The sequence below is a fragment of the Micromonospora sp. NPDC049051 genome (genome assembly GCF_043197575.1).
Lineage (GTDB): Bacteria > Actinomycetota > Actinomycetes > Mycobacteriales > Micromonosporaceae > Micromonospora.
In genome coordinates this window covers 1,097,411-1,103,828 of sequence record NZ_JBICTL010000003.1, presented here as the reverse complement: position 1 = coordinate 1,103,828, position 6,418 = coordinate 1,097,411, and the positions used below count along the sequence as shown (strand labels likewise).

1 protein-coding gene (only partly in view) is annotated in these 6,418 nt (G+C 76.0%); it reads left to right on the top strand.

Annotated features, from left to right (window positions below; genetic code table 11):
• The first annotated feature begins 17 nt into the window (after positions 1-17).
• Positions 18-6,418: the start of a type I polyketide synthase gene (locus ACGFIR_RS16635; protein ID WP_393145791.1), read on the top strand. The gene runs 23,377 nt beyond the window's last position; 6,401 of the gene's 29,778 nt are visible here — the first part of the coding sequence; its start codon is at positions 18-20; its stop codon lies off the right edge, out of view.

Genomic DNA, 6,418 nt, shown 5'->3' with positions numbered 1-6,418 from the left:
CCAGTACGGAGCTCATGATGTCTACGTCCGCAGACAAGGTCGTCGAGGCGCTTCGCGCGTCGCTCAAGGAGACGGGCCGCCTCCGCCAGCTCAACCAGCAGTTGACCGCCGCCGCCCGGGAGCCGATCGCGATCGTCGCGATGTCCTGCCGCTACCCGGGCGGCGTCGCCAGCCCCGAGCAGCTCTGGGACCTGGTGGCCTCCGGCGGCGACGCGATCGGCGGCTTCCCGACGGACCGGGGCTGGGACCTGGACAACCTGTACGACCCGGACGCCGACCGGGCCGGCCGCTCCACCACCCGCGAGGGCGGCTTCCTCTACGACGCGGCCGACTTCGACGCCGAGTTCTTCGGCATCTCGCCGCGTGAGGCCGTGGCGATGGACCCGCAGCAGCGGCTGCTGCTGGAGACGTCGTGGGAGGCGTTCGAGCACGCCGGGATCGCGCCCGCCTCCATGCGCGGGCAGAAGGTCGGCGTCTTCGTCGGCACCGCCGCGAACGGCTACGGCATGGGCCCGCAGAGCGAGGCCGAGGGGGCCGACGAGGGTTACCTGCTGACCGGTACGGCCACCAGCGTCGTCTCCGGGCGCATCGCGTACGCCCTCGGCCTGGAGGGCCCGGCGGTCACGGTCGACACCGCCTGCTCGTCGTCGCTGGTCGCCCTGCACCTGGCGTGCCAGGCGCTGCGGCAGGGCGACTTCGACCTGGCCCTGGCGGGCGGCGTGTGCGTCATGGCCACCCCCGGCCCGTTCGTGGGCTTCTCCCGGCAGCGGGGGCTCGCCCCCGACGGCCGGTGCAAGTCGTTCGCCGCCGCCGCCGACGGCACGGGCTGGTCGGAGGGCGTCGGCATCCTGCTCGTGGAGCGGCTGTCCGACGCGCAGCGCAAGGGCCACCCGATCCTCGCCGTGATCCGGGGCAGCGCCGTCAACCAGGACGGCGCCTCCAACGGCCTGACCGCCCCCAACGGCCCCGCCCAGCAGCGGGTGATCCGGCAGGCCCTCGCGAACGCCCGGCTGACCACGGCCGACGTGGACGCGGTCGAGGCGCACGGCACCGGCACCGTCCTCGGCGACCCGATCGAGGCGCAGGCCCTGCTCGCCACGTACGGGCGGGACCGCCCCGCCGACCGGCCGCTGCTGCTCGGCTCGATCAAGTCGAACATCGGTCACAGTCAGTCCGCCGCGGGCGTGGCCGGCGTGATCAAGATGGTGATGGCGATGCGGCACGGGCTCGTCCCGTCCACCCTGCACGTGGACGAGCCGACGCCCAAGGTGGACTGGTCGGCCGGCGAGGTGTCGCTGGTGACCGAGGCGACGCCGTGGCCGGCGACCGACCGTCCCCGCCGCGCGGCGGTGTCGTCGTTCGGCATCTCCGGCACGAACGCGCACACCATCATCGAGGAGCCGCCGGCCCCCGACGCCGCCGACGCCGCACCGGCCCCCACCGTGGCCCTGCCGGCGGTGCCCGTGCTGCTCTCCGCCCGATCGGAGGCCGCGCTGACCGCGCAGGCGGGCCGCTGGGCCCGGTGGCTGGAGGACGACGAGGCCCTCCGCACCGTGGACGTCGGCTGGTCGTCGGTCGTGTCGCGCTCCCCGCTGGAGCACCGCGCGGTGCTCACCGCCACCGGCCGCGAGGAGCTGCTGACCGGGCTGCGTGCCCTCGCCGCCGGGCAGCCGTCCGGCGCGGTCGTCGCCGGGCAGGCGGCCGACCGGGGCCCGCTCGCGGTGCTCTTCTCCGGTCAGGGCGCGCAGCGTGCCGGCATGGGTCGGGAGTCGTACGCCGAGTTCCCGGTCTTCGCCGCCGCCCTCGACGAGGTGTGCGCGCAGCTCGACCCGCTGTTGCCGCGCCCGCTGAAGGAGGTGCTGTTCGCCCCCGAGGGCTCCGCCGAGGCGGAGCTGCTGGACCAGACCGCGTTCACCCAGGCCGGCCTCTTCGCCGTCGAGGTGGCGCTGTTCCGGCTCGTCGAGTCGTACGGCGTGGCGCCGGACTTCGTGGGCGGCCACTCGATCGGCGAGGTCACCGCCGCGCACGTGGCCGGGGTGCTGTCCCTGGCCGACGCGGCGGCACTGGTGGCGGCGCGGGGCCGGCTGATGCAGGCGCTGCCGGCCGGCGGCGGGATGCTCGCCGTCGCGGCGGCCGAGGCCGACGTCCTCGCCACGCTCGACGGCCTGGCCGACGTGGGAATCGCGGCCGTCAACGGGCCCACCTCCGTGGTCGTCTCCGGCACCGTCGAGGCCCTGGACGAGGTGGAGCGGCTCTGGCGGGAACGGGGTACGCGCACCCGCCGGCTCACGGTCAGCCACGCCTTCCACAGCCCGCTGATGGAACCGATGCTCGCCGAGTTCCGCACCGTCCTCGACGGGCTGACCTTCGCCGCGCCGTCGCTGCCCGTCGTGTCGAACGTGACCGGCGCGCTCGCCGACGCCGACGAGATCCGCACGGCCGACTACTGGGTGCGCCACGTCCGGGAGGCCGTCCGCTTCGCCGACGGGGTCACCGCGCTGCGCGCCGCCGGCGTGGACGCGTTCCTGGAGATCGGCCCGCGCAGCGTACTGACCGCGATGACCCGGGACGTGCTGAGCGGGCAGCAGCCGGCGGACGCCGACGAGGACACCCCTGTCATCGCCGTGCCCGTCCTGCGCGCCGACCGCCCCGAGGCGCGGGCCCTGCTCGCCGCCCTGTCCGAGCTGCACGTCAACGGATCACCCGTCGACTGGCCGGCCCTCTACGCCGACGCCGGAGCGACCCCGGTCGCCCTTCCCACGTACGCGTTCCAGCGGCAGCGCTACTGGCCCGAGCAGTTGCCGGTCTCGGTCACCGGCCCGGTCAGCCCCGACGTGGTGGACGTCGAGTTCTGGTCGGCGGTGGAACGCTCCGACGTGGCGGCCCTCGCGGCGCAGTTCGGCGCCGACGGCGCGGCCCTGGACGTGCTGGCCCCGGCCCTGCCGGTCCTGTCGTCCTGGCGCAAGGCGCGACTGCGGGACGCGGTCGTCGACGGCTGGTCGTACCGGGTGGTGTGGAAGCGGACCGCCGCCCCCGCAGCCGTCACCCCGTCGGGCCATTGGCTGCTCGTGGCACCCGCCGACGACGCCCCCACCACGGAATGGGCCGAGGCGCTCGCGGGGGCGCTGACCGCCGCCGGCGGCGAGGTGTCCCGGCTGGCGGTCGACCCGCTCGCCGAGCGCGCGGACATGACGTCGCGGGTGGCCGAGGCCGTCGGGGACGCCCCGTTCAGCGGGATCGTGTCCCTGCTGGGACTGCTGGACCGGCCGCACCCCGCCCAGCCGGCGGTGCCGCTCGGCACGGCCGCCACGATGACGCTGGTGCAGGCCCTGCACGCCGCCGACGTCGCGGCGCCACTGTGGATGGTCACGCGGGGCGCGGTCGGCACCGGGGACACCGACCCGGTGCGCAGCGTCGCCCAGGGCGGGCTGTGGGGCCTGGCCCGGGTCGCCGGGCTGGAGCACCCGCAGCTCTGGGGCGGCCTGGTCGACCTGCCGGACGGGCCCGAGCGCGGCGACTGGGACCACCTGGTGGGCGTCCTGACCGGCGGCGGCCCCGAGGACCAGGTCGCCGTACGGCCCTCCGGTGTCTTCGTACGGCGACTGGTGCGCGCCACGCCGGCGACCGTGGGCACCGTCGACCGCTGGCAGCCCTCGGGCACCGTCCTCATCACCGGCGGCACCGGGGCGCTCGGCGCCCACGTGGCCCGCTGGGCGGCGGCCAACGGGGCGGAGCACGTCGTGCTGACCAGCCGCCGGGGCGAGCACGCCCCCGGGGCGACCGAGCTGCGCGACGAGCTGACCGGGCTCGGCGCCCGGGTGACCCTGGTCGCCGCCGACATGGCCGACCGCGCCCGCGTCGAGGCGCTGCTGCGCGACGTCGACGCCGACCCGGCGCCGCTGACGGCGGTGGTGCACGCCGCCGGGGTGGGCCAGCTGAACATGCTGGTCGACACCGACCTCGCCGGGCTGGCCGGGGTGCTGGACGGCAAGATCGCCGGTGCCGTGCACCTGGACGAGCTGCTGGGCGACCGGCCGCTCGACGCGTTCGTGCTGTTCTCCTCCATCGCCGGCATCTGGGGCAGCGGCGGACAGGCCGCGTACGCCGCCGGCAACGCCTTCCTCGACGCCCTCGCCGAGCGGCGCCGCGCCCGCGGCCTGGCCGCCACCGCCGTGGCCTGGGGACCCTGGGCCGAGGGCGGCATGGCCAGCGGCGAGGGGCAGGAACTGCTGGCCCGCCGCGGCCTCAGCCCGATGTCCCCGGCCCAGGCCGTGTACGCGCTGCGCAGCGCCGTCGGCCGGGCCGCGCCGTCGGTGACCGTGGCGGACGTCGACTGGTCCCTGTTCACCCCCGCGTTCGCCGCCGCCCGCGCCCGCCCCCTGCTCGACGACATCGCCGAGGCGCGCGACGCCCTGCGCGTGGTCGACGCGGAACCGGAGGACACCGCCGGTGGCGGGCTGCGGCAGCACCTGCTGACGCTGCCCCGCGCCGAGCAGGACCGCTACCTGACCGACCTCGTACGCACGCACACCGCCGCCGTGCTCGGGCACTCCGGCACGGACCTGGTCAAGGCCAACCGGGCGTTCAAGGAACTCGGCTTCGACTCGCTGACCGCCGTCGAGCTGCGCAACCGGCTCGGCGCCGCCACCGGCCTCACCCTGCCCACCACCCTGGTCTTCGACTACCCGAACCCGGCGGCCCTCGCCGACCACCTGTCGGCGACGCTGCGCCTGCACGAGGTCGAGACCGTCACCGCCTGGGGCCCCGCCGGGCCGGTCGACGACGACCCGATCGTCATCGTCGGCATGAGCTGCCGGTACCCGGGCGGCGTGGCCAACCCGGACGACCTGTGGGACCTGGTCGCCACCGGGCGCGACGGGATCAGTGGCTTCCCCGACGACCGGCACTGGGACATGGGACGGCTGCTGGCCGTCGACGCCGACGGGCAACCCGTCTCGCACACCCGCGAGGGCGGCTTCGTCGACGGCGCCACCACCTTCGACCCCGGTTTCTTCGGCATCTCGCCGCGCGAGGCGGTCGCCATGGACCCGCAGCAGCGCCTGCTGCTGGAGGCGTCCTGGGAGGCCATGGAGCAGGCCGGCATCGACCCGGACGAGCTGCGCGGCAGCCGTACCGGCGTCTTCGTCGGCGCCTCCCCGTCGGGCTACGGCACCACCGACACCCCGGCCGAGCTGGCGGGCTACCAGCTCACCGGCGGCGCGCACAGCGTCATCTCCGGCCGGGTGTCGTACACCTTCGGGCTGGAGGGCCCGGCGGTGACGGTCGACACCGCCTGCTCGTCGTCGCTGGTGGCGGTGCACCTGGCCGCCCAGGCGCTGCGCGGCGGCGAGTGCGACATGGCGCTCGCCGGCGGCGTCACCGTCATGGTGACCCCGGGCGCCTTCGTCGAGTTCTCCCGCCAGGGCGGCCTCGCCCCGGACGGGCGCTGCAAGTCCTTCGCCGCCGACGCCGACGGCACCGGCTGGTCGGAGGGCGTCGGCGTGCTGCTGGTCCAGCGGCTCTCCGACGCCCGGCGGCAGGGCCGCCAGGTGCTCGCCGTCATCGCCGGCAGCGCCGTCAACCAGGACGGCGCCTCCAACGGCCTGACCGCCCCCAACGGGCCGGCGCAGCAGCGGGTGATCCGGCAGGCCCTCGCGAACGCCCGGCTGACCACGGCCGACGTGGACGCCGTCGAGGCGCACGGCACGGGCACGACGCTCGGCGACCCGATCGAGGCGCAGGCGCTGCTGGCCACCTACGGCCAGGGCCGCCCCGCCGACCGGCCGCTGCTGCTCGGCTCGATCAAGTCGAACATCGGCCACAGCCAGGCCGCCGCCGGCGTCGCCGGCATGATCAAGATGGTGCAGGCGATGCGGTACGGCCTGCTCCCGTCCACCCTGCACCTCGACGAGCCGACCCCGCACGTGGACTGGTCCGCCGGCGCGGTGTCCCTGCTCACCGAGGCGCGCCCCTGGCCGGCGGTGGACCGGCCGCGCCGGGCCGCCGTGTCGTCGTTCGGCATCAGCGGTACGAACGTCCACCTGATCCTGGAACAGCCGCCCGCGCCCACCGCCGGTGACGAGCCGGACGCCGGTGACGAGCCGTCCCGGACGCCGTCGGTGCTGCCGGTGCTGCTCTCGGCCCGGGACGCGTCGGGACTGTCGGCGCAGGCCGGACGTTGGGCGCAGTGGCTCAGCGGTACGGAGACCCCGCGTCCGCTCGACGTGGCGTGGTCGTCGGTGGCGTCACGCTCCGTGCTGGAACACCGGGCGGTCGTGTCCGGCGCGAGCCGGGAAGAGCTGCTGGCGGGCCTCGAAGCCGTGTCGGCGGGCGAGCCCTCGGTCGGCACGGTCACCGGCCCGGGCGGGCAGCGGGGCCAGCTCGCTCTGCTCTTCTCGGGTCAGGGTGCGCAGCGTGC